This window comes from Streptomyces sp. NPDC048751, from assembly GCF_043198595.1.
GTDB lineage: Bacteria > Actinomycetota > Actinomycetes > Streptomycetales > Streptomycetaceae > Streptomyces.
On record NZ_JBICUX010000008.1, the window covers coordinates 158157 to 183694 of the forward strand.

At 70.2% G+C, this 25538-nt stretch carries 20 protein-coding genes; 11 read left to right on the top strand and 9 right to left on the bottom strand.

Going from position 1 to position 25538, the window contains the following annotated elements:
• Positions 1-236: 236 nt before the first annotated feature.
• Positions 237-1220, bottom strand: coding sequence for an aldo/keto reductase (locus ACGFNV_RS25590; RefSeq protein WP_133929335.1), 984 nt, complete (start codon positions 1218-1220; stop codon positions 237-239).
• Positions 1221-1474: 254 nt separating this feature from the next.
• On the opposite strand from ACGFNV_RS25590, the gene ACGFNV_RS25595 reads away from it, so the two are divergent.
• The gene (locus ACGFNV_RS25595) at positions 1475-2530 is read left to right on the top strand and encodes an LLM class F420-dependent oxidoreductase (protein ID WP_393625329.1); all 1056 of its coding nucleotides are present in this window, start codon (positions 1475-1477) and stop codon (positions 2528-2530) included.
• Positions 2531-2746: 216 nt separating this feature from the next.
• Positions 2747-3535 (top strand): ferritin-like domain-containing protein, encoded by a 789-nt coding sequence (locus ACGFNV_RS25600; protein WP_393625330.1) that lies wholly within the window; start codon positions 2747-2749, stop codon positions 3533-3535.
• A 10-nt stretch (positions 3536-3545) separates the two neighbouring features.
• Here ACGFNV_RS25600 and corA read toward each other — a convergent pair whose 3' ends face one another.
• Positions 3546-4541 (bottom strand): magnesium/cobalt transporter CorA, encoded by a 996-nt coding sequence (corA, locus tag ACGFNV_RS25605; protein WP_393625331.1) that lies wholly within the window; start codon positions 4539-4541, stop codon positions 3546-3548.
• A gap of 62 nt (positions 4542-4603) precedes the next feature.
• Between corA and ACGFNV_RS25610 the strand changes: the two genes are divergently transcribed.
• The 5 genes from ACGFNV_RS25610 to ACGFNV_RS25630 all read left to right on the top strand — a co-directional run bounded on the left by ACGFNV_RS25610 (position 4604) and on the right by ACGFNV_RS25630 (position 9259).
• On the top strand, positions 4604-5290 hold the full coding sequence (locus tag ACGFNV_RS25610; RefSeq protein ID WP_393625332.1) for a histidine phosphatase family protein: 687 nt from the start codon (positions 4604-4606) through the stop codon (positions 5288-5290).
• Between the two features lie 111 nt (positions 5291-5401).
• Positions 5402-5992 carry a DUF3090 domain-containing protein gene (locus tag ACGFNV_RS25615; protein ID WP_133929340.1) on the top strand — a complete coding sequence of 197 codons (591 nt, stop codon included), beginning with the start codon at positions 5402-5404 and terminating at the stop codon, positions 5990-5992.
• Entirely contained in the window at positions 5956-6786 is an 831-nt protein-coding gene (locus ACGFNV_RS25620) for an SCO1664 family protein (protein WP_393625333.1), read from the top strand. Before ACGFNV_RS25615 ends, ACGFNV_RS25620 begins: the two co-directional genes overlap by 37 nt.
• 116 nt (positions 6787-6902) lie before the next feature.
• The gene (gene mshC / locus ACGFNV_RS25625; protein ID WP_393625334.1) at positions 6903-8132 is read left to right on the top strand and encodes a cysteine--1-D-myo-inosityl 2-amino-2-deoxy-alpha-D-glucopyranoside ligase; all 1230 of its coding nucleotides are present in this window, start codon (positions 6903-6905) and stop codon (positions 8130-8132) included.
• A gap of 164 nt (positions 8133-8296) precedes the next feature.
• On the top strand, positions 8297-9259 hold the full coding sequence (locus ACGFNV_RS25630) for a superoxide dismutase (RefSeq protein ID WP_393625335.1): 963 nt from the start codon (positions 8297-8299) through the stop codon (positions 9257-9259).
• 78 nt (positions 9260-9337) lie between these two features.
• Here the strand turns inward: ACGFNV_RS25630 and ACGFNV_RS25635 are convergent, their stop codons facing one another.
• The 7 genes from ACGFNV_RS25635 to ACGFNV_RS25665 form a co-directional block, all read right to left on the bottom strand.
• Positions 9338-10321 (bottom strand): PAC2 family protein, encoded by a 984-nt coding sequence (locus ACGFNV_RS25635; protein ID WP_393625336.1) that lies wholly within the window; start codon positions 10319-10321, stop codon positions 9338-9340.
• Positions 10322-10460: 139 nt separating this feature from the next.
• On the bottom strand, positions 10461-11132 hold the full coding sequence (locus tag ACGFNV_RS25640; protein ID WP_393625337.1) for a FadR/GntR family transcriptional regulator: 672 nt from the start codon (positions 11130-11132) through the stop codon (positions 10461-10463).
• 98 nt (positions 11133-11230) lie between these two features.
• A complete protein-coding gene (locus ACGFNV_RS25645) occupies positions 11231-11791 on the bottom strand; it encodes an SMI1/KNR4 family protein (protein WP_393625338.1) in 561 nt (186 codons plus the stop codon).
• A gap of 150 nt (positions 11792-11941) precedes the next feature.
• Positions 11942-13558: an FAD-dependent oxidoreductase gene (locus ACGFNV_RS25650; RefSeq protein ID WP_393625339.1), complete on the bottom strand. Its 1617-nt coding sequence runs from the start codon at positions 13556-13558 to the stop codon at positions 11942-11944.
• Between the two features lie 8 nt (positions 13559-13566).
• Positions 13567-15105, bottom strand: a complete 1539-nt coding sequence (gene glpK, locus ACGFNV_RS25655; protein WP_393625340.1) for a glycerol kinase GlpK — start codon at positions 15103-15105, stop codon at positions 13567-13569.
• A gap of 95 nt (positions 15106-15200) precedes the next feature.
• Positions 15201-15995, bottom strand: coding sequence for an MIP/aquaporin family protein (locus ACGFNV_RS25660; RefSeq protein WP_393625341.1), 795 nt, complete (start codon positions 15993-15995; stop codon positions 15201-15203).
• A 304-nt stretch (positions 15996-16299) separates the two neighbouring features.
• Positions 16300-17064, bottom strand: coding sequence for an IclR family transcriptional regulator (locus ACGFNV_RS25665; protein WP_393625342.1), 765 nt, complete (start codon positions 17062-17064; stop codon positions 16300-16302).
• A 392-nt stretch (positions 17065-17456) separates the two neighbouring features.
• On the opposite strand from ACGFNV_RS25665, the gene metH reads away from it, so the two are divergent.
• From metH to ACGFNV_RS25685, 4 genes are all read left to right on the top strand, one after another.
• On the top strand, positions 17457-20978 hold the full coding sequence (gene metH, locus ACGFNV_RS25670; protein ID WP_393625343.1) for a methionine synthase: 3522 nt from the start codon (positions 17457-17459) through the stop codon (positions 20976-20978).
• A 144-nt stretch (positions 20979-21122) separates the two neighbouring features.
• Positions 21123-21818, top strand: coding sequence for an HAD family hydrolase (locus ACGFNV_RS25675; RefSeq protein WP_393625344.1), 696 nt, complete (start codon positions 21123-21125; stop codon positions 21816-21818).
• A gap of 434 nt (positions 21819-22252) precedes the next feature.
• Positions 22253-23854 (top strand): ABC transporter substrate-binding protein, encoded by a 1602-nt coding sequence (locus ACGFNV_RS25680; protein ID WP_393625345.1) that lies wholly within the window; start codon positions 22253-22255, stop codon positions 23852-23854.
• A gap of 71 nt (positions 23855-23925) precedes the next feature.
• Positions 23926-25512, top strand: a complete 1587-nt coding sequence (locus tag ACGFNV_RS25685) for an ABC transporter substrate-binding protein (RefSeq protein WP_393625346.1) — start codon at positions 23926-23928, stop codon at positions 25510-25512.
• Positions 25513-25538 lie beyond the last annotated feature (26 nt).

The window sequence follows — 25538 nt, forward strand, 5'->3', positions numbered from 1 at the left end:
CCCGACCGAATCACCAGCCCTGGCCGAGTCACCGGCCTCGGCTGAGCCCCCGGCGTTCCGCCCCGCTTCCCCCTCGGCGCCCTTCACCACGTCCCCGGCATCAGCCGTGCCTTCCGCTCCCGCCGTGCCTTCCGCCCCCGGATCCTGGCCGGCCGCCACCCCCGTGTCGGTCTGGGCGGAGTTCTCCGCCTCCGGGGGCCCCGGTTCGGTGTTCTCCGTGGTCTCCGGCTCCGTGCTCACAGCGTGCTCCAGTCGTGATCGGGATAGCGGTGCACGGGCGCCGACACGTCGTCGAGCGCCCGGCAGATCTCGTCAGGAAGACTAAGGCTCTCCACTGACAACGCCGCCGTGAGCTGCTGCGCGTTGCGCGCCCCGACGATGGGCGCGGCCACCCCGGGCCGGTCGCGGACCCAGGCGAGCGCCACCTGCAGCGGCGTCACCGCGAGCCCGTCGGCGGCGGTCGTCACCGCGTCCACGATCCGGCTCGCGGCGTCGTCGAGGTACGGCGCGACGAACGGGGCGAAGTGCTCGGACGCACCGCGGGAGTCGGACGGTGTGGCGTCGCGGTACTTGCCGGTGAGCACCCCGCGGCCGAGCGGCGAGGAGGGCAGCAGCCCGATGCCCAGGTCCAGCGCGGCGGGCAGCACCTCGCGCTCCACCCCGCGCTGCAGCAGCGAGTACTCCAACTGCGTCCCCGCCAGCCGTGTCCGGGCACCCGGCGCCGCCAACTGCCAGGTCGCCGCCTTGGCGAGCTGCCAGCCGGAGAAGTTGGAGACGCCGACGTAGCGCGCGCGGCCGCTGGAGACCGCCAGGTCGAGGGCCTGAAGGCTCTCCTCCAGCGGGGTCTCGGGGTCGTAGACGTGCAACTGCCACAGGTCGACGTAGTCCGTGCCGAGGCGGGCCAGCGAGGCGTCGAGCGCGGCGAGCAGATGGCCGCGGGAGCCGTCGAAGCGCCGGTCGGGATCGGGCACGCTGCCCGCCTTCGTGGAGATGACGAGGTCGCGCCGGGGCACGAGGCCTTCTATGAGGCGTCCGAGCAGATACTCGGCCTCTCCGTCGCCGTACGCGTCCGCCGTGTCGACCAGGGTCCCGCCCGCTTCCCAGAACGTCTTCAAGAGGTCCGCCGCGTCGTGCTCGTCGGTGTCACGGCCCCACATCAGGGTGCCGAGCCCGATGCGGGACACACGCAGGCCGGTACGACCGAGATGCCTCTGCTCCATGTCAGCCGACACTACTGGCCAGGACCAGGACGTGGGCTGCCTGTGGATGACCGATTTCCAGGCCCCCGCGACCGGACGCCGACGCCCTCCGACCGAAGCATCGGCCCGCGTCGACCCCTCCGTCGGCCACCCCGCGGCCCTCACCGCCCCCACCCCGGTACGCGACCCTCACCACATCCCCGTCCTTGCCGCCCACCCCCGCGCTAAGGTCTCCGCGACAGGGACATTACTGATCAGTAAAAGGGGAATGGGCCATGCAGCTCGGGATCAACCTCGGCTACTGGGGCGCCGGAATGGACGCGGACAACCTCGCCGTGGCCCAGGAGGCGGACCGGCTCGGGTACGCCGTGTGCTGGGCCGCCGAGGCCTACGGGTCGGACGCGGCCACCGTACTCAGCTGGGTCGCCGCGCAGACCGAGCGGATCGACGTCGGCTCCGCCATCTTCCAGATCCCGGCCCGGCAGCCCGCGATGACCGCGATGACCGCCGCGACCCTCGACTCGCTCTCCGGCGGCCGCTTCCGCCTCGGCCTCGGCGTCTCCGGACCCCAGGTCTCCGAGGGCTGGTACGGCGTCAAGTTCGACAAGCCGCTGTCCCGCACGCGCGAGTACGTCGAGATCGTGCGCAAGGCGATGACGCGGGAGCGCCTGTCGTACGAGGGCGAGCACTGGACGCTGCCGCTGCCCGGCGGCCCCGGCAAGCCCATCAAGCTGACCGTGCACCCGCAGCGCGAGCACATCCCGCTGTACATCGCCGCCATCGGGCCGAAGAACCTGGAGCAGACCGGCGAGATCGCCGACGGCGCCCTGCTCATCTTCCCCTCGGCCGACCACCTCGAGGACACCACGATCAAGCACCTGAGGGCGGGCCGTGAGAAGGCCGGCAAGACCCTCGACGGGTTCGACATCTGCCCGACCCTGCCGCTCGCCGTCGGCGACGACAAGGACATCGCCCGGCTCGCCGACACCTTCCGCCCCTACACCGCCCTGTACGTCGGCGGCATGGGCAGCAGCAAGCAGAACTTCTACAACAAGCTCGCCCAGCGCATGGGGTACGAGCGGGAGGCCGCCGAGATCCAGGAGAAGTACCTCTCCGGCGACAAGCAGGGCGCCGCGGCCGCCATTCCGCAGGACCTCATCGACAGCACCACGCTGCTCGGTTCCGTGGAGCGCATCGCCGACCGGATGAAGGCCTACGCGGCGGCCGGCGTCACCACCCTCAGCCTCGCCCCCGCCGGCTTCACGCTGGAGGAGCGGCTCGCCTCCCTGCGCGCCGGCGCGGAGGCCCTGGAGCGGGCCGGGTTGGCGTAACAGGTCTCAGCGGCCGTGGTGGGGGCTCGGGGGTCTTCCCCGCCACGGCCGTCACGAGGAACAACGCGCCGCGGCGCGCGCGGTTACGCCTCCGTCGTGACCCCGGTGGTCCTCCTTTTGGCGGAGTTGTCCGACACAGCTGTTGCAGTGCCCCTCGCGCGGCATTTGACTCGTTCTCTGCGGAATCCTGCGGAATCCTGCGGAGAGGTGCCCACGATGCTTTCGGCCAAGAGTCTGTTCCAGGAGATCCTCGACGACGACGAGTCCTTCCGGCTCTTCTGCTCCATCGCCGCCAGCGGGGAGAGTCAGGGCGGATGGGAGAACGCCCGGATCGCCGCGCTCGTCCCCGAGAGCGAACGCGCCCTCGCTCCCAAGATCACCCGCCACGGCGCCGACGAGGACAAGCACGGGCGGATCTTCAACGCCCTGCTCAAGAAGCGCGGCCTGCAGCCCGTGCTCGTGCCGCACGAGACCGACTACACGATGCTCCTGGAGAAGCACGGCATCGGGCTCGCCCACGAGAAGCTCAAGGCCGAACGCCCGCTCTCCGTGCAGGACCTCATCATCTACCTGTCCCACAGCCGGGTCACCGAACAGCGCGCCGCCGAGCAGATGACGATGCTGCGGAAGTACTTCGGGGACCACCCGGTCGTCGGCAAGGCCGTCAAGATGATCTCCAACGACGAGGACAACCACCTCGCCTACACCCACGAGGAACTGCTGCGCTTCGCGGCCGCGGGACACGGCCGGTTCATCCAGAGGACCCTGCGCGAGTGCGCGCTCGCCGAGATCCGCGTCTACCGGGACGTCAGCCTCGCCGTCATGGACCACATGGGCCGCATCCTCGGCTGGCCGAAGGCCAAGTCGGCACTCCTCGCGGCCGGCATCCACTCCATGTACGCCTGGGAGCGGTTCGCGGGCTGGCGGCGCATGGTCGCGCTGAGGATGCCGGAGCGCTGTGACGCCCTGGGCGGCCCCGCCACCACCGCTCCCGAGTTCGCCTGACTCAAAACCCTCAGAGCCAGCCCCGCTGCTTGAACATCCGGTACAGCAGCACCTCCAGAGCGGCCATCAGCGCGATCACCGCGGGGTACGACCACACCCAGCGCAGCTCAGGCATGTGCTCGAAGTTCATGCCGTAGATCCCCGCGATCATCGTGGGGATCGCCGCCATGGCCGCCCACGAGGAGATCTTCCGCATGTCGTCGTTCTGGCGGACGCTCATCTGCGCCAGATGCGCCGACAGGATGTCGGACACCAGCCGGTCCAGGCCCTCCACCGACTCGTTCACGCGCGTGAGATGGTCGCTCACGTCCCCGAAGAAGGGCCGCGCCTTGTCGTCGACGAACGGCACCGGCCCGCCGAACGAGCCGGTGCCCGCGAGCCGGGACATGGGCAGTGCCAGGGGGCCCGTCGCCCGGCGGAACTCCAGGACCTGCCGTTTGAAGGTGTAGATCCGCGACGCGGTGTTCCGTGAGCCACCGCTGTCCGGGGAGAACACCTCGGTCTCCAGCTCCTCCAGGTCGGTCTGCAGTTCGCCCGCCACCTCCAGGTAGTGGTCGACGGCCGCGTCGCTGAGCGCGTACAGCACCGACGTCGGACCCTTCGCCAGCAGCTCGGGCTCCTGCTCCAGCCGACGCCGTACGGCCGCCAGCGGCGTCCCCTCGCCGTGCCGGACGGTCACCACGAAGCCCTCGCCGAGGAAGACCATGACCTCGCCGGTGGTGACGGCGTCGCTCTCCTGCTCGTACACGACCGGCTTCAGCACCAGGAACAGCGAGTCGTCGTACACCTCCAGCTTGGGCCGCTGATGGGCCTTCAGGGCGTCCTCGACCGCCAGCGGATGCAGTTGGAACTCCTGGGTGACGTGGTCGAACTCCTCCTCGCCGGGCTCGTGCAGCCCGATCCACACGAACCCGCCCGCGGCCCGTGCCTCCGCCAGCGCGTCCGAGAAGTCCTCGGGACCCTCCGCGCGGTGCCCGTCGCGATAGATGGCGCAGTCGACGATCACAGAACCCCTTCTCCCTTCGCCCGCCCGCCGCTGTTCCCGGTCCTACGCCTACGCTGGGCCGCATGCCCACGCTGATCCTCGTCCGGCACGGACGTTCCACCGCCAACACCTCGGGCGTGCTCGCCGGCTGGACGCCCGGCATCGCCCTCGACGAGCGGGGGACGGCGCAGGCCGCCGCCCTGCCCGGGCGGCTCGCCGAGCTGCCGCTCGCCGAGGTCGTCACCAGCCCCCTGCAGCGCTGCCAGGAAACCATGCAGCCGCTCCTCGACGCCCGGCCCGGGCTGCGGGTGCACACCGACGACCGTATCGGGGAGTGCCAGTACGGCGACTGGTCCGGACGCAAGCTCGCCGAGCTCAACGACGAGCCCCTCATGCAGGTCGTCCAGGCGCACCCGTCCGCGGCCGCCTTCCCCGGCGGCGAGTCGATGCGGGCCATGCAGACCCGCGCCGCCGAGGCGGTACGCGAGTGGAACGCGCGCGTGGAGCACGATCACGGCCCCGACGCCGTGTACCTGATGTGTTCGCACGGCGACATCATCAAGTCGCTCGTGGCGGACGCACTCGGACTTCATCTCGACCTCTTCCAGCGGATTTCCGTTGAACCGTGTTCCATCACCGCGATCCGTTACACCCGACTGCGGCCCTTTCTCCTGCGGCTCGGGGACACGGGCGACTTCGCCTCCCTGGTGCCGCGAGAGGAGCCCCCGTCCGAAGACGCACCAGTAGGGGGTGGTGCGGGCGCACCGTGATCGTCGGCCGCAGTAGGGTGAAGCGATCGCAACAGCGCCGCACCCGAACGCGGCCCGCGGCCAGTCGGTCCCGAAGTCGATGTCGACCCACGATTCCCATGGAGACAGGACGTGTCCCGTCAGGTGTTCCTCTACGACCCGCCGGACCGCTTCGTGGCCGGCACGGTCGGACTGCCCGGGCGCCGTACCTTCTTCCTCCAGGCCGTCGCCGGCCCCCGGGTGACCAGCGTGGCCCTGGAGAAGACCCAGGTCGCCGCGCTCGCCGAGCGCATGGACGAACTGCTGGACGAGGTCGTACGCCGTAGTGGCGGCAGCGCCGCCGTGCCCGCCGTGGCACCCACCGAAGTCGCCGACACGGAGCCCCTCGACACCCCCGTCGAGGAGGAGTTCCGGGTCGGCACCATGGCTCTCGCCTGGGACGGCGAGGAGCAGCGCATGATCGTCGAGGCCCAGGCCCTCGTCGAACTCGACGCCGACTCCGAGGAGGACCTCGCCGAGGCCGAGGAGCGGCTCCTGCAGGACGAGGAGAACGGACCCCCGATGCTGCGGGTCCGGCTCACCGGAGCCCAGGCCCGGGCGTTCGCCAAGCGCGCCCTCGACGTCGTCAACGCCGGCCGTCCGCCGTGCCCGCTGTGCAGTCTGCCGCTCGACCCGGAAGGACACGTATGTCCGCGCCAGAACGGATACCGCCGCGGAGCGTGACGGCCGACGAGACGCCCGCCGAGTTGCTCGCGCGGGGTGAGCTGACCGTGCGCGGACGCATCCGCGACGCCTCCAACGCGGCCCTGTACTGCACGGTGAGCCACGAGGGCCGGGAGGCGGCCTGCGTCTACAAGCCGGTCGCCGGCGAACGGCCGCTGTGGGACTTCCCCGACGGGACCCTCGCCCAGCGGGAGGTCGCCGCGTACGAGGTCTCCGCGGCGACCGGCTGGGGGCTGGTCCCGCCGACCGTGCTGCGCGACGGGCCGTACGGCGAGGGCATGTGCCAGCTGTGGATCGAGGCGACCGCCGAGGCCGAGCTGCTGGCCCTGGTGGACGGGGAGGAGCCGGAGCCCGGCTGGAAGGCGATCGGCTTGGCGGAGGTCGGCGAGGGCAGAACCGCCCTGCTCGTCCACGCCGACGACGAACGGCTGCGGCGCCTGGCCGTCCTCGACGCCGTGATCAACAACGCCGACCGCAAGGGCGGCCACCTGCTCCCCACCCCCGACGGCCACCTCTACGGCATCGACCACGGCGTCACCTTCAACGCCGAGAACAAGCTGCGGACGCTGTTGTGGGGCTGGGCGGGGGAGCCCCTGACGGGCGAGGCGGTGCAGGCCCTCAAGGGCCTGAAGACGGCACTGGAGGGGAGTGGGCCTCTGGCGACCCGCCTGACCCCCCTCATCACGGCCGCGGAACTCGACGCCACGCGCGCGCGTGTCGACGCCCTGCTGGAGTCCGGCACGCACCCGGAGCCCACGGGGGAGTGGCCGGCGATTCCCTGGCCGCCGGTCTGACCGGCGGCCGGAAAACACCGCCCTGCACATCCGGCCGCATCCCACAAGAGCGCCTTCCCGGCCATACGGACCGCTCCGGTTCGTAGCGGGAAGTTCCGTCCGGTTAGGCTCATGACATGCATGCCTGGCCCGCTTCCGAGGTCCCCGCCCTGCCTGGTCAGGGCCGCGACCTGAGGATCCACGACACCGCGACCGGCGGTTCGGTCACCCTCGACCCCGGTCCCGTCGCCCGACTCTACGTCTGCGGCATCACCCCGTACGACGCCACCCACATCGGACACGCGGCGACGTACAACGCGTTCGACCTCGTGCAGCGCGTGTGGCTCGACACCAAGCGGCAGGTCCACTACGTCCAGAACGTCACCGACGTCGACGATCCGCTGCTGGAGCGGGCACAGCGCGACGGCGTCGACTGGGTCGCCCTCGCCGAGAAGGAGACGGCCCTCTTCCGCGAGGACATGATCGCCCTGCGGATGCTCCCGCCGCAGCACTACATAGGCGCGGTCGAGGCCATACCCGGCATCGTCCCGCTCGTCGAACGACTGCGTGACGCCGGCGCCGCCTACGACCTCGAAGGCGACGTCTACTTCTCCGTCGAGTCCGACCCGCACTTCGGCAAGGTCTCCGGCCTGGACGCCGCCGCCATGCGGCTGCTGTCCGCCGAGCGCGGCGGCGACCCCGACCGCCCCGGCAAGAAGAACCCGCTCGACCCGATGCTGTGGATGGCCGCCCGCGAGGGCGAGCCCAGCTGGGACGGCGGCTCGCTCGGCCGCGGCCGGCCCGGCTGGCACATCGAGTGCGTCGCCATCGCCCTCGACCACCTCGGCATGGGCTTCGACATCCAGGGCGGCGGCTCCGACCTCGCCTTCCCGCACCACGAGATGGGCGCCTCCCACGCCCAGGCACTGACCGGCGAGTTCCCCATGGCCAAGGCGTACGTCCACGCCGGCATGGTCGCCCTCGACGGCGAGAAGATGTCCAAGTCCAAGGGCAACCTCGTCTTCGTGTCCCAGCTGCGGCGCGACGGCGTCGACCCCGCCGCCATCCGGCTCGCGCTGCTCGCCCACCACTACCGGTCCGACTGGGAGTGGACCGACCAGGTGCTCCAGGACGCGGTGGCCCGGCTCGGACGGTGGCGCGCGGCGGTCTCCCGGCCCGACGGGCCGTCCGCCGACGCCCTCGTCGAGGAGATCCGCGAGGCGCTCGCCGACGACCTCGACGCCCCGACGGCCCTCGCCGCCGTGGACCGCTGGGTCGCCCTCCAGGACGCACAGGGCGGCACCGACATCGGCGCCCCCGGCGTCGTCTCCCGGACCGTGGACGCCCTGCTGGGCGTGGCCCTGTAAACACCCCTGCGCAGGGGCGGTTTCCTCCCGGAGGGAGCCGCCCCTGGCCATGGGTGCGATCCGCCCGGAAGCACACCTGTCAGGGCGGGCGGTCCTGTGATGGGGTGGGGCGCCTGTTGACCCTGTGGTCGGCCCCGGGCCGACTCCTCGCGGAAGGACGCACAGTGGCACCCGCGCACCGTTCCTTCGCACGACCCTTCACACGACGCGGACTCCTCACCACGACCGCCGCGCTCTCCACGGCGGCCCTGCTCGGCGGCACCGCCCACGCGACCGAGCGAACCGCGTGGCCGGCCGCCTTCCCGCTGCCGAACGGCTGGCAGCCCGAGGGCATCGCGATCGGCTCCCGGCCGTACGCCTACTTCGGCTCTCTCGCACACGGCGACCTCTACCGGGCGGACCTCGCCACCGGCCGCGGCACCGTCCTCAGCACGGGCCTCGGCGCCGGGCACCCCACCGTCGGCCTGAAGGCCGACCCGTACGGCAGGCTCTTCCTCAGCGGCGGGGACAGCGGCGAACTGCGCACGGCCGACGCCCGCACGGGAGAGATCGAGCAGGTCTACGCCGTCGGCGGCACCTTCGTGAACGACGTCGTCCTCACCCCCGGAGCCGCCTGGTTCACCGACACCTACCAGGCAAAGCTCTACAAGCTGGTGCTCGGCCGCCGCGGGACGCCCTGTGGCGTGGAGACCGTGCCGCTGAGCGGCGACTGGGTGCAGGGCGACGGCTTCACCGCCAACGGCATCGAGCGCACGCCCGACGGAAGCGCATTGCTCGTGGTCAACACGGTCGCCGACGGCGGCGGTCTGATGCGTGTCGACCCGCGCACCGGCGCCGCCCGCGCCGTCGACCTCGGCACGGCCCGGCTCCCGAACGGCGACGGACTGCTGCTGCTCGGCCGCACCCTCTATGCGGTTCAACAGGCGCAGAACGCGATCGACGTGTTCCGGCTGAACGCCGACGGCACCCGTGGCACCGCGATCACCCGTATCACGGACCCGCGCTTCCGCATCCCGACGACGGCCGCGGCCTGGGGCGAGCGCATCTACCTGCCCAACGCGCGCTTCGACGTCGAGCAGCCGCAGCCGGACACCGAGTACGACGCGGTGGCCGTACGCCGGGTCTGAGAGCCGTACGACGACGACAAGGGGCGCCGCACCCTCGGGTGCGGCGCCCCTTGTCGTCGCGCTGAGTCCTGCCTCGCGCTACTCCTCCGACGAATCCTCGTCGTCCGTGTCCGCGCTCGGCTTCGGCGGCTTCGGGGGCCGGGTGCGCTCCCCGGGATTGTCCCGCCGGAACGGCGGGGCCTCGCCGCCGTCCGCCGTGGCGTGCCCGCCGGGGCCGCCGCCGCCGTCACGGCGCCGCAGGTACCGCTCGAACTCGCGGGCGATCGCCTCGCCCGATGCCTCCGGCAGCTCCGCGGTGTCCCGGGCCTCCTCAAGCGTCTGCACGTACTCGGCGACCTCGCTGTCCTCGGCGGCCAGCTGGTCCACGCCCACCTGCCAGGCGCGCGCGTCCTCGGGCAGCTCGCCCAGTGGGATGCGCACGTCGATCAGGTCCTCCAGGCGGTTGAGGAGGGCCATCGTCGCCTTCGGGTTCGGCGGCTGCGACACGTAGTGGGGAACGGCGGCCCACAGCGACACCGCGGGCACACCCGCGTGCGTGCACGCCTCCTGCAGGACGCCGACGATGCCCGTGGGGCCCTCGTACTTGGTCTCCTCCAGGTCCATCCGCTGCGCCAGGTCCGCGTCGGACGTAGTTCCACTGATCGGAACCGGTCGGGTGTGCGGGGTGTCGCCGAGCAGGGCGCCCAGGATCACCACCAGCTCCACACCGAGTTCGTGCGCGAAGCCGAGGAGCTCGTTGCAGAACGAGCGCCAGCGCATGGACGGTTCGATCCCGCGTACCAGCACCAGGTCGCGCGGTTTCTCGCCGCCGACCCGCACCACCGACAGCCTTGTCGTGGGCCACGTGATCTTGCGCACGCCGGCGTCCATGAACACCGTGGGGCGGTTCACCTGGAAGTCGTAGTAGTCCTCGGCGTCCAGCGCCGCGAACACCTCGCCCTTCCACTCCTTCTCCAGATGCGCGACCGCGGTGGAGGCGGCGTCGCCGGCATCGTTCCAGCCCTCGAACGCGGCCACCATGACCGGGTCGATCAGCTCGGGAACCCCCTCGAGCTCGATCACCCAGTGCCTCCTTCCGACGTGCCCTCGCTTGACCACCCAACCTTACGGCGTGCGGCGGGGGCGCCCGCAGCCCCCTTGTGCGGGACGGTGCTCGGATCACTGCCCCGATCGGGACTCCCGAACACCCCCGGGAAAGCGCTCACAGCGTCGAGCGCAGCCACTGCTCCACGCTCGCGATGTGCACGGTCGCCCACGAGCGGGCCGCCTCCGCGTCCCGGTCGCGCAGGGCCGCCAGGATCGCGCGGTGCTCGCGCAGGGTGCCGGTGACCGCGTCCTCCTGGGTCAGCCCGCGCCAGATCCGGGCCCGGGTGGTCGGCCCGGACAGCCCGTCGAGCAGCGAGCACAGCACCGAGTTGCCCGCGCTCTGCACGATGCCGCGGTGGAACTCCAGGTCGCAGGCGACGAGTTCCTCCACCGACGGAGTGGATCCGAGCTTGTCCAGCTGGGTGGTGAGCGCGTCCAGTTGCTGCTCGCTGATGCGGGAGGCCGCCATCGCCGTCGCCGCGGGCTCCAGGATGCGGCGCACGGCCAGGAACTCCAGGACCGTGTCGTCGCGGTGGAAGTCCACGACGAAGCTCAGCGCCTCCAGCAGCAACTGCGGGTCGAGACTGGTGACATACGTGCCGTCCCCCTGCCGCACGTCCAGGATCCGGATCAGCGACAGCGCCCGCACGGCCTCCCGCAGGGAGTTGCGCGACAGCCCGAGATCCGCCGCGAGCTCGCTCTCCTTGGGCAGTCGGTCGCCGGGGCGCAGCGCGCCGGAGACGATCATGCCCTTGATCTTCTCGATCGCCTCATCGGTGACTGCCATGACCGGCCTCCCTTGTCGTACAGCGCCCAGACATCGGATGTCCAGGCGTCATTATGGGGCGGTCGCGTTCGTGACGCTCCCCCCGGTGGCAACCCGCGTCACGCCTTGTCGAACCACTCCTTCCCGGCCGCCCAGTGAGCGACCCAGCCGGCGAAGCCGGGCGCGGAGCTCGTGAACCCGAACTCCGCCCCGAACGGCATGGCGCCCACGTCGGTCACATGCCAGATCTGCCCTCGCTGGGGGCCGGTGACGACGAGGTGCCAGTTCATGGCGCACCCGTCCGTCCCCAGCACGATCGACCCGTGGTTGAGTACCTGCTCTATGACGGCCTCGGGATCCTCGTACGGCCCGTCGTCCTCTTCCCAGAGCCATCCTCCGGTGAGCGGGAACGGCTTGCCCAGGTCCCGGCCCTCGCCGTCATCGCCCCAGTCGCCGGGCAACTCGGCCAGTCCCACGAGCCCGTACTCCGGCGGACCCTGCAACGACCCGTCGGATATCTCCGCCACGAACGTACGGTACGGCTCCGGCAGCAGCACCCCGTGCTCCGCCTCGAAGGCGTGCACCGCCTCCCAGCCGAGCGCCGACTCACCGCCGTCGTCCACGGCGAACGCCGCCCGCAGCGCGGCGAGATCCTCAGGGGCGGGCTGATCGATGTCCATGGGCCCATGGAAGCACCCGCCACTGACAACGACCGCATGCGAAAGGGGCGGCTCCCTCGGCGGGGAGGCGCCCCTTTCGTGGTGTCGGCCCCGGTGCGGAGGGGCCGTTCCCGTGCCGGCCCGGTCAGGGGAGGTGGGCCGGCGGTGGGTCTACTTCTTGTCGAGGAGGTCCTGGACCTTCGCGCGGACCTCGTCCGTGGCCAGGCCGCGGATCGTGAGGGTGGTACGGCGGCGCAGTACGTCGTCCGGGGTCTCGGCCCACTCGTTGTCGCGGGCGTAGACGACCTGGGCCCAGATCTCGGGGGCGTCGGGGTGGACGCGCTCGCCCAACTCCGGGTTGTCGTTGGCGAGGCGGGCGATGTCGAAGGCCAGCGAACCGTAGTGCGTGGCCAGGTGCTTGGCGGTGTCCGCCGCCATGCGCGGGCCCGGCGCCGGGCCGTCGACCAGCAGACGGTGGGCGACCGCGCGTGGGTTGGCGACACCCGGCAGCGGCAGCTTCTTCGGCAGCGAGGAGATCGGCTCGAAGTCGTCGCCCAGCGGGTGACCCGGCAGCGCCTCCAGCTTCTTCATCACCGTACGGCCGATGTGCCGGAACGTCGTCCACTTGCCGCCCGCGACCGACAGCATACCGCCGCGGCCCTCCGTGACCACCGTCTCGCGCTTGGCCTTCGCCGTGTCACCGGGGCCGCCCGGCAGCACCCGCAGGCCCGCGAAGGAGTACGTGATCAGGTCACGGCTCAACTGCTGGTCGCGGATGGAGAACGCGGCCTCGTCGAGTATCTGGGCGGTGTCCTTCTCGGTGACGGAGACATCCGCCGGGTCGCCCTCGAACTCCTCGTCGGTCGTGCCGAGCAGCAGCATGTCCTCCCAGGGGAGGGCGAAGGTGATGCGGTACTTGTCGATGGGAGTGGCGAGCGCGGCCCGCCACGGGGACGTCCGCTTCAGGACCAGGTGCGCGCCCTTCGACAGCCGGATCGAGGGCGCCGCGTTCGGGTCCTCCATCTTGCGCAGGTGGTCGACCCACGGGCCGGTCGCGTTCAGGACGAGACGGGCGTTCACGCCGAACTCGTCGCCGGAGGTGCGGTCGCGCAGGTCCGCGCCCGTCACCCGGCCCTTGGTGAAGCGCAGGCCGGTCACCTCGGCGTGGTTGAGGACGACCGCGCCCGACTCGACGGCCGCGCGGACCGTCATCAGCGCCATCCGGGCGTCGTTCATCTGGTCGTCGCCGTACACGGCCACGGCCTTGAGGTTGTCGGTGCGCAGCTCGGGCACGTCCTGCGCGGCCTTGGCCGGCGACAGCAGGTGCCCGACGCCGTCACCGAACGCCGACAGCGCGGAGTAGGCGAAGACGCCCGCCCCGAGCTTCGCCGCGCCGTGCGGCCCGCCCTTGTACACGGGGAGGTAGAACGTGAGCGGGTTCGCCAGGTGGGGGGCCACCTGGCGGGAGACCGCACGGCGCTCGAAGTGGTTCTCCGCCACCAGCTTCACCGCGCCGGTCTGCAGGTAGCGCAGACCGCCGTGGAGCAGCTTGGAGGAGGCGGAGGAGGTGGCGCCGGCGAAGTCGCCGGCGTCGACCAGAGCCACCCTGAGGCCGGACTGCGCGGCGTGCCAGGCGGTGGAGATGCCCAGGATGCCGCCGCCGATCACGAGAAGGTCGTACGACGCCCTGGAAAGCTGCTCCCGGGTCTCGGCGCGGCTCGGGTTGGAGCCGGAGGCCGGGTGGGTCCCCAGGGCAGGCACGGACTGCAGGGTGGACTGACTGGTCATGCTCTTTCTTACTCCTCGTCCTCGAGCCAGCCCATGGTCCGCTCGACGGCCTTGAGCCAGCTCTTGTACTCACGGTCGCGGGTGTCCGCGTCCATGCGGGGGGTCCACTCGGCGGCCCGCCGCCAGTTGGCGCGCAGGTCGTCGGTGCTGGTCCAGAAGCCGACGGCGAGACCGGCGGCGTAGGCGGCGCCGAGGCAGGTCGTCTCGGCGACCATCGGGCGCACCACCGGCGCGTCCAGGAAGTCCGAGAGGGTCTGCATCAGCAGGTTGTTGGAGGTCATGCCGCCGTCGACCTTGAGCGCGGAGAGCTCGACGCCGGAGTCCTTCGTCATGGCGTCGGTGATCTCACGGGTCTGCCAGGCCGTGGCCTCCAGGACGGCGCGCGCGAGGTGCGCCTTGGTGACGTACCGGGTGAGGCCGGCGATCACACCGCGGGCGTCGGAGCGCCAGTACGGGGCGAACAGGCCGGAGAAGGCCGGCACGAAGTAGGCGCCGCCGTTGTCCTCGACCGTCAGCGCCAGGGTCTCGATCTCGGCGGCGGTGGAGATCAGGCCCATCTGGTCGCGCATCCACTGCACCAGCGAGCCGGTGACGGCGATCGAGCCCTCCAGGGCGTAGACCGGCTTGTCGTCGCCGATCCGGTAGCCCACGGTGGTCAACAGGCCGCTGTAGGAGTTGATGATCTTCTCACCGGTGTTCATGAGCATGAACGTGCCGGTGCCGTACGTGGACTTGGCCTCGCCCTCGGAGAAACAGGTCTGGCCGAACAGGGCCGCCTGCTGGTCGCCGAGCGCGGAGGCGACCGGGATGCCGCCGAGCAGGTCACCGAGCTTGCCGCCGGTGATCTCGCCGTAGACCTCGGCGGAGGAGCGGATCTCCGGCAGCATCGCCAGCGGGACGCCGATGGACTCGGCGATCTTCGCGTCCCACTCCAGCGTGTGCAGGTTCATCAGCAGGGTGCGGGAGGCGTTGGTGACGTCGGTGTAGTGCTTGCCGCCGTTGACACCGCCGGTCAGGTTCCAGATGACCCAGGTGTCCATGGTGCCGAAGAGGATGTCGCCCGCCTCGGCGCGCTCGCGCAGCCCCTCGACGTTGTCGAGCAGCCAGCGGGCCTTGGGGCCCGCGAAGTAGGAGGCGAGGGGGAGGCCGGTCTCGCGGCGGAAGCGGTCCTGGCCGACGTTGCGGCCGAGCTCCTTGCACAGGGCGTCGGTGCGGGTGTCCTGCCAGACGATGGCGTTGTGGACGGGCTCACCGGTGTTCTTGTCCCAGAGCAGTGTGGTCTCGCGCTGGTTGGTGATGCCGATGGCCTTGATGTCGTCGCGGGTGATGCCCGCCTTGGCGATGGCGCCGGCGACGACCTCCTGGACGTTGGTCCAGATCTCGTTGGCGTTGTGCTCGACCCAGCCCGGCTTCGGGAAGATCTGCTCGTGCTCCTTCTGGTCGACGGAGACGATGCGGCCGTCGCGGTCGAAGACGATGCAGCGGGAGGAGGTCGTGCCCTGGTCGATGGCTGCGATGAAGGGGCCGGCGGTGTGGGCGTCGGTCACTGTGTGCTCCTGAGAAATCAGTGGTTATGGGGCTTTACGTACGGCGCGTGCTGTGAAGTTCCCGGGTCGGGCTCGACGGCGCGAGCCCGGTGCCCTCAAGCGAATGCGACGTTGTAGATGCCCGCAGCGATCGCGCCGCCGGCGAGCGGACCGACCACCGGGATCCAGGCGTAGGCCCAGTCCGAGCCGCCCTTGTTGGGCAGGGGGAGGAGGGCGTGCACGATACGCGGACCGAGGTCACGGGCCGGGTTGATCGCGTAGCCGGTCGGGCCACCGAGCGACAGACCGATGGAGACGACGACGAGCGCGGTGACCAGGGCGCCCAGGGTGCCGAGACCGTTGCCCTTGTCGTTGAGGCCCTGCGTGAGGACGGCGAGGACCAGCACGATCGTGCCGATGATCTCCGTGGCGAGGTTCTGCCAGACCACCCGGACCTCCGGCCCGGTGGAGAAGACGCCCAGGACGGGGCCGGCGCCCTTCTCCTGGGCCTCGACAGCCTTGGCCGCCGTGGCCTGCGCGCCCGGGCCACCGACGATCTCCTTGTCGGTGAGGTGGGCATGGAACTGGCCGTAGTAGGCGACCCAGACCAGGGTGGCACCGATCATGGCGCCGAGCAGCTGTCCCGCGAAGTACGTCGGGACGTTGCTCCAGTCGTTGTCCTTGATCGCGAGCGCGAGGGTCACGGCCGGGTTCAGGTGGGCGCCGGACAGCGGCGCCGAGGTGTAGACCGCCGTGAGCACTGCGAAGCCCCACCCGAAGGTGATGGCGAGCCAGCCGGCGTTGCGGGCCTTGGAGGCCTTCAGCGTGACGGCGGCGCAGACGCCGCCGCCGAGCAGGATGAGTATGGCGGTACCGATGGTCTCGCCGATGAAGATGTCGGAGCTGGACACCCGCGACTCCTTTGTCCTTCGTCCAGGGGAAGCCGAACCCCGGGTCCCTCCGGAGGTTCCGCGCCCTCAGGGGTGAGAGCGATGCCGGCCCTTGGCGTTGTCACACTCTAGCGCGTATTGCCGGTAGGTGTTCGACAATGCCGACCGATGGACGGGAGTCTTGCTCCGGCGTCACACGTGCGTCAAGAGTTCTGTTATCGAAAACCTGATCGTTACTGATCGCGCCTTCTCTCCAGGCCGAAACGACGAAGGCCGGGTACGCCATGACGGCGTCCCGGCCTGCTGATGCCCTGCGGCGCGCTGCTCAGAACCGCCCGGCGCCCAGGTCGCGCGAGACCGCGCGGGCGCAGTCGCGGACCGCCGCGATGAGGTCGGGGCGCAGCTCCCCCTCACGGCAGACGCGCTCGACCGCGCCGGTGATGCCGACCGCGCCGACCGGCATGCGGCGCCGGTCGTGGATGGGGGCGGCGATGGAGGCCACGCCCTCCCAGGTCTCCTCGACGTCGGCGGCGTACCCACGCGCGCGCGTGATGTCCAGGAGCTGCTCGAACGCCTCCGGCTCGCACACCGTCCGGTCCGTGAAGGGCTTGCGGTCGGCCTCCAGGGCCTCGCTGTGCGCGACGGGGTCGTAGGCCGACAGCACCTTGCCCAGGGCGGTGGAGTGCAGCGGCTGCATGGCCCCGATCTCCAGGACCTGACGGCTGTCGTCGGGACGGAAGACATGGTGCACGACCAGCACGCCCTGCTGGTGCAGCACGCCCAGGTGAACGCTCTCCCCGCTGGAGCGGGCCAGGTCGTCCGTCCACACCAGCGCGCGCGCCCGCAGCTCGTGGACGTCGAGATAGGTGGTGCCCAGGCGCAGCAGCTCCGCGCCCAGCTGATAGCGCCCGGAGGCGTCGTCCTGCTCGACGAAGCCCTCCTGCTGGAGGGTGCGCAGAATGCCGTGGGCGGTGCCCTTGGCCAGGCCCAGCGACGAGGCGATGTCCGAGAGGCCGAGCCGCCGCTCACCACCCGCGAGCAGCCGCAGCATCGCGGCCGCCCGTTCGAGCGACTGGATGTTCCGTGCCATCGCCGTCCTGCCTCCGTCCCCATCGACCGCACCGACCGCACCGACCGCATAGACCGCCTCGACCACTCACAGCGCGGCAGTGCTGCCGTCGTTCGGCAATGTCGAACACTACCGGTCCATGCCGACCTCCCGCTAATGGTCGGTCAATACGTGTTCCGCCAGGCGTCTTCCGCAGGCGACCCGGAGGTGGCCCGAGCGTGATCCCGCAGGTCGCCCGAGCGTGCCCCGGCACCCGGTCCGGCCGCCATGCCCGTCCGTCCCGTGGACGCCCTGACCATAAGCCCACCGTCCCGGCTACCCTGGCCGGGTGCGCCCTCCTCGGGTGAGCCCTGCCCGGGCCGGTCCGGGGAACGCGCAAAGCCGACAGCCGTCGCATCAAAGGGAGCCCCTTCATGGCCTCAGTGCCGCCGACCCCTTCCGCCGACAGCCGGGCCCGCGTGTCCGCGCTCCGCGAGGCGCTCGCCACCCGTGTGGTCGTAGCCGACGGAGCGATGGGCACCATGCTCCAGGCGCAGGAGCCCACCCTCGAGGACTTCGAGAACCTCGAGGGCTGCAACGAGATCCTCAACGTCACCCGCCCGGACATCGTCCGCTCCGTCCACGAGGCGTACTTCGACGCCGGCGTGGACTGCGTCGAGACCAACACCTTCGGCGCCAACCACGCGGCCATGGCCGAGTACGACATCGCCGACCGCGTCTTCGAACTCTCCGAGTCCGGCGCCCGTATCGCCCGCGAGACCGCGGACGCGTACACCGGCCGCGACGGCCGGCAGCGCTGGGTCCTGGGCTCCATCGGCCCCGGCACCAAGCTGCCCACCCTCGGTCACGTCCCGTACGGCACGATCCGTGACGGCTTCCAGGCCAACGCCGAGGGCCTGCTCGCGGGCGGCGCCGACGCCCTGATCGTCGAGACCACCCAGGACCTCCTCCAGACCAAGGCCTCCGTCCTGGGCGCCCGCCGCGCCCTGGAGGCGACCGGCACCCAGGTGCCCCTGCTGGTCTCGATGGCGTTCGAGACCACCGGCACCATGCTGCTCGGCTCCGAGATCGGCGCCGCGCTCACCGCGCTGGAGCCGCTCGGCATCGACATGATCGGCCTGAACTGCTCCACCGGCCCGGCCGAGATGAGCGAGCACCTGCGCTATCTCACGCGCCACTCCCGCATCCCACTGCTGTGCATGCCGAACGCGGGCCTGCCCATCCTCACCAAGGACGGCGCCCACTTCCCGCTCGACGCCGAGGGCCTGGCCGACGCGCAGGAGAACTTCGTCCGCGACTACGGCCTGTCCCTGATCGGCGGCTGCTGCGGTACGACGCCCGAGCACCTGCGCCAGGTCGTCGAGCGCGTCCGCGAGCTGACCCCCTCCGAGCGCAGCCCGCAGCCGGAGCCCGGCGCGGCCTCCCTCTACCAGTCGGTGCCCTTCCGCCAGGACACCTCCTACCTGGCCATCGGCGAGCGCACCAACGCCAACGGCTCGAAGAAGTTCCGCGAGGCCATGCTGGAGGCCCGCTGGGACGACTGCGTGGAGATCGCCCGCGAGCAGATCCGCGAGGGCGCCCACATGCTCGACCTCTGCGTGGACTACGTCGGCCGCGACGGCGTCGCCGACATGGAGGAACTCGCCGGCCGCCTCGCCACCGCCTCCACCCTGCCGATCGTCCTGGACTCCACCGAGGTCGACGTCATCCAGGCCGGCCTGGAGAAGCTCGGCGGCCGCGCGGTGATCAACTCCGTGAACTACGAGGACGGCGACGGCCCCGAGTCCCGGTTCGCGAAAGTCACCCGGCTGGCCCAGGAGCACGGCGCCGCGCTGATCGCGCTCACCATCGACGAGGAGGGCCAGGCCCGCACCGCCGAGAAGAAGGTCGAGATCGCCGAACGGCTCATCGACGACCTGACCGGCAACTGGGGCATCCACGAGTCGGACATCCTCATCGACTGCCTGACCTTCACCATCTGTACCGGTCAGGAGGAGTCCCGCGGGGACGGCGTCGCCACCATCGAGGCGATCCGCGAGCTCAAGCGCCGCCACCCGGACGTCCAGACCACCCTGGGCCTGTCGAACATCTCCTTCGGCCTCAACCCGGCCGCGCGCATCCTGCTCAACTCCGTCTTCCTCGACGAGTGCGTCAAGGCGGGCCTGGACTCGGCGATCGTCCACGCGTCGAAGATCCTCCCGATCGCCCGCTTCAGCGAGGAAGAGGTCCGAACGGCCCTCGACCTCATCCACGACCGCCGCGCGGAGGGCTACGACCCCCTCCAGAAGCTCATGCAGCTCTTCGAGGGCGCCACCGCCAAGTCCCTGAAGGCCGGCAAGGCCGAGGAGCTGGCCGCGCTGCCGCTGGAGGAGCGCCTCAAGCGCCGCATCATCGACGGCGAGCGCAACGGCCTGGAGGCCGACCTCGACGAGGCCCTGCAGGAACGCTCCGCCCTCGACATCGTCAACGCCACCCTCCTGGACGGCATGAAGGTCGTCGGCGAGCTGTTCGGCTCCGGCCAGATGCAGCTGCCGTTCGTCCTGCAGTCCGCCGAGGTGATGAAGACCGCGGTCGCCTACCTCGAACCCCACATGGAGAAGGTCGAGGGCGACGAGGCCGGCAAGGGCACCATCGTCCTCGCCACCGTGCGCGGCGACGTCCACGACATCGGCAAGAACCTCGTCGACATCATCCTGTCCAACAACGGCTACAACGTCGTCAACCTCGGCATCAAGCAGCCCGTCTCCGCGATCCTGGACGCCGCCGAGGAGCACCGCGCCGACGTCATCGGCATGTCCGGACTCCTGGTCAAGTCCACGGTGATCATGAAGGAGAACCTGGAGGAGCTGAACCAGCGCGGCCTGGCGGCAAACTTCCCGGTCATCCTCGGCGGCGCCGCCCTCACCCGGGCGTACGTCGAGCAGGACCTGCACGAGATCTACGAGGGCGAGGTCCGCTACGCCCGCGACGCCTTCGAGGGCCTGCGCCTGATGGACGCCCTGATCGGCGTCAAGCGGGGCGTGCCGGGCGCGAAGCTGCCGGAGCTGAAGCAGCGCCGGGTCCGCGCGACGGCCGGTGCGGAGGTCGAGGAGCGGCCGGAGGAGGGTCACGTCCGCTCGGACGTCGCCACCGACAACCCCGTCCCCGAGCCGCCGTTCTGGGGCACCCGCGTCATCAAGGGCATCCCGCTGAAGGACTACGCGAGCTGGCTCGACGAGGGCGCCCTGTTCAAGGGCCAGTGGGGCCTGAAGCAGGCCCGCACCGGTGACGGGCCGACGTACGAGGAGCTGGTCGAGAGCGAGGGCCGGCCCCGGCTGCGCGGCCTGCTGGACCGGCTCCAGACCGAGAACCTCCTCGAAGCCGCCGTGGTCTACGGCTACTTCCCCTGCGTGTCCAAGGACGACGACCTGATCCTTCTGGACGAGAGCGGCAACGAGCGCACCCGGTTCACCTTCCCGCGGCAGCGCCGCGGCCGCCGCCTCTGCCTCGCCGACTTCTTCCGCCCGGAGGAGTCGGGGGAGACGGACGTCGTCGGCCTGCAGGTCGTCACCGTCGGTTCGCGCATCGGCGAGGAGACCGCCCGTCTCTTCGAGTCGAACTCCTACCGCGACTACCTCGAACTGCACGGCCTGTCCGTGCAGCTGGCGGAGGCCCTCGCCGAGTACTGGCACGCCCGGGTCCGCTCCGAGCTGGGCTTCGCGGGCGAGGACCCGGCGGAGATGGCCGGCATGTTCGAGCTGAAGTACCGCGGCGCCCGCTTCTCCCTGGGCTACGGTGCCTGCCCCGACCTGGAGGACCGCGCCAAGATCGCCGAGCTCCTCCAGCCCGAGCGGATCGGCGTCCACCTCTCGGAGGAGTTCCAGCTCCACCCCGAGCAGTCCACCGACGCCATCGTGATCCATCACCCGGAGGCGAAGTACTTCAACGCACGGTGACACGGGGCGCCGTCCGGCGCCCCCTCGCAGGGCGCTGTGCGTCACACCCAGCACGCTGATCCGATAAGTCGTACACTGGTCGGTCCACTGCAGGCCGGTTCCCGCGCGGGAACCGGCCTGCTCGTCCCCCATGGAGGTACGTGGATGACCAGTACGATCCCCGCACTCGGAACCCGAACGGCCGAAGGCTCCGCCCTACAGGCCGTGCTCCTGGACATGGACGGCACCCTCGTCGACACCGAGGGCTTCTGGTGGGACGTCGAGTGCGAGATCTTCGCCGGTCTGGGGCACACCCTGGACGAGTCCTGGCGCCATGTCGTGGTCGGCGGCCCCATGACCCGCAGCGCGGGATTCCTCATCGAGGCCACCGGCGCCGACATCTCGCTCGACGAGCTCACGGTCCTGCTGAACCAGGGCTTCGAGAAGCGCATCGGACACGCCCTGCCGCTGATGCCGGGAGCCGCCCGGCTGCTGGCCGAGCTCGCCGTGCACGAGATCCCCACGGCCCTGGTCTCGGCCTCACACCGGCGCATCATCGACCGCGTCATGACCTCGCTCGGCCCCCAGTACTTCGCCCTGAGCGTGGCCGGCGACGAGGTGCCCCGCACCAAGCCGCACCCCGACCCCTACCTGTTCGCCGCCTCCGGACTCGGTGCGGATCCGGCGAGGTGCGCCGTCGTCGAGGACACCGCCACCGGTGTCGCCTCGGCGGAGGCGGCGGGCTGCCACGTCGTGGCCGTGCCGTCGGTCGCACCCATCGCACCGGCCGCCCGACGCACCGTCGTGACCTCGCTGGAAGAGGTCGACCTGACATTTCTGCGCGGGTTGTTGACCAACTGATGACAGAAAAGCGCCTGGGTGTTCACCCAGCGTGCGGAGGCGATAACCAGGGAATTCGACACACGCCCAACCAGGGAAATTACGACCTTGGGGCGATCGAATTCCAGGCGGAGCGACCTCTTTTCGGGGTGTGACGTTAGCCACCACGCAAGGGGTCGACACGGGATCTCATGTGTGCTTTACACCCCCGTTCGGGGGGCCCGGGCGCGCCCTTGTGTCCCGATTGATGAGACCCTGCACGAATCCTTCCCCTGTCGGGTTTTCGGTGCGTCCACGCCCGGTTTCGCTGCGTGATGGCTACTCAACTCCGGTGACTGCGGGCGCCCCTGCAAGTGCGGACTAATCTCGTCGCGAGAACATCGCCCTTACCCCGTGATCCGCCGCGACACCCATGCATGCCGGGTACACGGAACCGACTCTGGAGAAACTCGAGCATGAACCGCAAGACCCTGGTGCTGCCGGCCGTGGTCGGCCTGATCGCGCCCGTGCTCGCCGCCTGCGGTGGGTCCGACAGCGGTAGCGGTGGCGGCGACGCCATCGTGGTGGGCACCACGGACCGGTTCATCGCCACCAAGGACGTCCCTGCCCCGCTCGACCCCGCCTACGCCTACGACGTCGGCACCTGGAACATCCTGCGCCAGACCGTGCAGACCCTGATGATCCAGCCCAAGGGTGAGGGCGACCCGGTCCCGGAGGCCGCCGAGAGCTGCGTCTTCACCGACAGCGGCAACGAGCGCTACGAGTGCAAGCTGCGCCAGGGCCTGAAGTTCTCCAACGGGGACCCCGTCACCGCCGAGGACGTGAAGTTCTCCATCGACCGCGCGCGCTCCCTCAAGGCCGACTCCGGCGTGTTCGCGCTGCTGTCCACCATCGACACCGTCGAGACCAAGGGTGACCGCGACGTCATCTTCCACCTGAAGACCGCCGACGCCACCTTCCCGTTCAAGCTGTCCACCCCGGTCGCGGGCATCGTCAACCCCGACGACTACGACAAGGGCAAGCTGCGCGACGGCTTCGACGTGGACGGTTCCGGCCCGTACACCCTCAAGGCCGAGACCAAGGACGACCAGATGGTCAAGGCCGTGTTCACCAAGAACCCCGACTACAAGGGGACGTTGAAGGTGAACAACGACGAGGTCGACATGGTCTCCTACGCCGATGCCGACGCCATGGGCGCCGCCCTGGAAAAGGGTGACATCGACGTCATGTCCCGCACGATGTCCCCGGAGCAGATCAAGAAGCTCTCCAGCAACTCGGGCGACGTCGACATGGTCGAACTCGACGGCCTGGAGATCCGCTACCTGGGCTTCAACACCGACGCCCCGGTGGTGAAGGCCAAGGCCGTGCGGCAAGCCATGGCCCAGCTCGTCAACCGCAGCGAACTCGTCTCCCAGGTGTACGGCACCCAGGCCGAGCCGCTGTACTCGCTGGTCCCCGCCTCCGTGACCGGCCACTCCAACTCGTTCTTCAACAAGTACGGCGACCCCAGCACCTCCAAGGCCAAGTCGCTGCTGGAGAAGGCCGGCGTCTCCACCCCGGTGAAGCTGACGCTGAACTACACCACCGACCACTACGGCCCGGCCACCAAGCAGGAGTTCCAGGTCCTGCAGAAGCAGCTCAACAACAGCGGCCTCTTCGACGTCACCATCAAGGGCACCCCCTGGGACACCTACGTCCCGGCGGAGCGCAAGGGCGAGTACGCGGTGTACGGCATGGGTTGGTTCCCCGACTTCCCCGACGCCGACAACTTCCTCGCCCCCTTCCTCGACAAGGACAACTTCCTCAAGTCGCCGTACGCGAACAGTCGGATCATCAACACCCTGATTCCGGAGTCCCGCCGCGAGGCCGACCGCCTCGCCGCCGCGACGACCCTGACAGACATTCAGGACACCGTCGCACAGGACGTTCCCGAACTGCCCCTGTGGCAGGGCAAGCAGTATGTCGCCGCCCGCGACGACATCACGGGCACGGCGTACGCGCTCAACTCCGCCTCCACCCTTCAGCTGTGGGAGCTCGGCCGTGGTGTGAGCGGCTGACACTCCTTGAGAGCCCGGGGCCCTGACCACGACCCCGGGGTGACGAGAACCCGACGACAAGGCACACCCAAGTGAAGATGCGCAACCAGTGGCCGGTCCTGCCGATCGTGGCTGGTCTGGCCTCCGGCCTGCTGACCGGATGCGGCACGGAGAGCGGCGACAACGGGGGCAACGGCTCCACCGTGGTGATGGGGATGTCCGACGACGTCCTCGCCACCGACCCCGCCTCCGGCTACGACCCCGGCTCCTGGCTGTTGTTCAACAACGTCTTCCAGTCGCTGCTGAGCTTCCCCAACGGAGGCACCGAGCCGCAGCCGGAGGCCGCCGAGGAGTGCTCCTTCACGGACACCCGCGCCAAGGTGTTCTCGTGCACGCTGAAGGACGGCATGAAGTTCAGCAACGGCGACTCCCTCACGTCCAAGGACGTGAAGTTCTCCTTCGACCGCATGCTGAAGATCAACGACGAGGCCGGCCCGGCGATCATGTTCCCCATGCTCGACAAGGTCGAGACGCCGGACGACAAGACCGTCGTCTTCCACCTCAAGGTCCCCGACGCGACCTTCCCCAGCAAGCTCGCCTCCGGTGCCGGCTCCATCGTCGACCACCGGCAGTACGACGCCGACGGGCTGCGCAAGGACGGCGAGGCCGTCGGCTCCGGCCCGTACAAGCTGGACTCCTTCGGCAAGGACGAGGCCGTCTTCTCGGTCAACGAGAACTACAAGGGAACCGCCGAGGTGAAGAACTCCGGCGTCACGCTGAAGCTCTTCCACGGCGACCAGTCCGCCCTCAAGAAGGCCCTCCTCGACGGCAAGGTCGACCTCGCCTACCGCGGTCTCACCGCGAGCGATGTCACCGCCATCCAGGAAGGCGACCCCGACTCCGGCGTCGAGGCCGTCGAGGGCACCAGCGCCGAGGTCCAGCACCTGGTCTTCAACATGGACGACCCGGTCGCCGGCAAGCTCGGCGTCCGCAAGGCCATCGCCTACCTGATCGACCGCGACGCCCTCATCAAGAACGTCTACCAGGGCACCGCGAGCCCGCTGTACTCGATCATCCCGGCCGGTATCGCCGGCCACAACACCGCGTTCTTCGACCGCTACGGCGCCAGCCCCTCCAAGACCAAGGCCGCCGACGCGCTCAAGGGCGACGGCATCACCGGCAAGGTCAAGCTCACCCTCTGGTCGACCCCCTCCCGCTACGGCCCCGCCACCGACCAGGAACTGAAGGCCATAGCCGGCCAGCTCAACGCCAGCGGCCTGTTCGACGCCGACGTGAAGTCCGTCGCCTACGGCCAGTACGAGAAGGACATCGAGGCCGGCAAGTACGGCGTCTACGTCAAGGGCTGGGTGCCCGACTACCCCGACGCCGACAACTTCACCGCCCCCTTCTTCGGCAAGGGCAACGTGCTCAGCAACAACTACACCAACAGCACCATCACCGACACCCTCATCCCCCGCACCGCCGCCCAGAGCGAACGCGCCAACACCGACGGGGACTTCGGCCGCCTCCAGGACATCGTCGCCGACCAACTGCCCGTGCTGCCGGTCTGGCAGGCCAAGCAGTACGCGGTCGTCCGCGACAACACCTACGGCCTGCAGTACTGCCTCGACGCCTCGACCGTCTTCCGGTTCTGGGAGCTCAGCAAGAGCGAGGACTGATCGACGCCTGGTTCGTGAACATGCGC

Bases quoted from the DNA above. Each gene is read 5' to 3' on its own strand.
- ACGFNV_RS25590 (WP_133929335.1), bottom strand. From the start codon at position 1,220: ATGGAGCAGAGGCATCTCGGTCGTACCGGCCTGCGTGTGTCCCGCATC.
- ACGFNV_RS25595 (WP_393625329.1), top strand. From the start codon at position 1,475: ATGCAGCTCGGGATCAACCTCGGCTACTGGGGCGCCGGAATGGACGCG.
- ACGFNV_RS25600 (WP_393625330.1), top strand. From the start codon at position 2,747: ATGCTTTCGGCCAAGAGTCTGTTCCAGGAGATCCTCGACGACGACGAG.
- ACGFNV_RS25610 (WP_393625332.1), top strand. From the start codon at position 4,604: ATGCCCACGCTGATCCTCGTCCGGCACGGACGTTCCACCGCCAACACC.
- ACGFNV_RS25620 (WP_393625333.1), top strand. From the start codon at position 5,956: ATGTCCGCGCCAGAACGGATACCGCCGCGGAGCGTGACGGCCGACGAG.
- mshC (WP_393625334.1), top strand. From the start codon at position 6,903: ATGCATGCCTGGCCCGCTTCCGAGGTCCCCGCCCTGCCTGGTCAGGGC.
- ACGFNV_RS25640 (WP_393625337.1), bottom strand. From the start codon at position 11,132: ATGGCAGTCACCGATGAGGCGATCGAGAAGATCAAGGGCATGATCGTC.
- ACGFNV_RS25645 (WP_393625338.1), bottom strand. From the start codon at position 11,791: ATGGACATCGATCAGCCCGCCCCTGAGGATCTCGCCGCGCTGCGGGCG.
- ACGFNV_RS25650 (WP_393625339.1), bottom strand. From the start codon at position 13,558: ATGACCAGTCAGTCCACCCTGCAGTCCGTGCCTGCCCTGGGGACCCAC.
- ACGFNV_RS25665 (WP_393625342.1), bottom strand. From the start codon at position 17,064: ATGGCACGGAACATCCAGTCGCTCGAACGGGCGGCCGCGATGCTGCGG.
- metH (WP_393625343.1), top strand. From the start codon at position 17,457: ATGGCCTCAGTGCCGCCGACCCCTTCCGCCGACAGCCGGGCCCGCGTG.
- ACGFNV_RS25675 (WP_393625344.1), top strand. From the start codon at position 21,123: ATGACCAGTACGATCCCCGCACTCGGAACCCGAACGGCCGAAGGCTCC.
- ACGFNV_RS25680 (WP_393625345.1), top strand. From the start codon at position 22,253: ATGAACCGCAAGACCCTGGTGCTGCCGGCCGTGGTCGGCCTGATCGCG.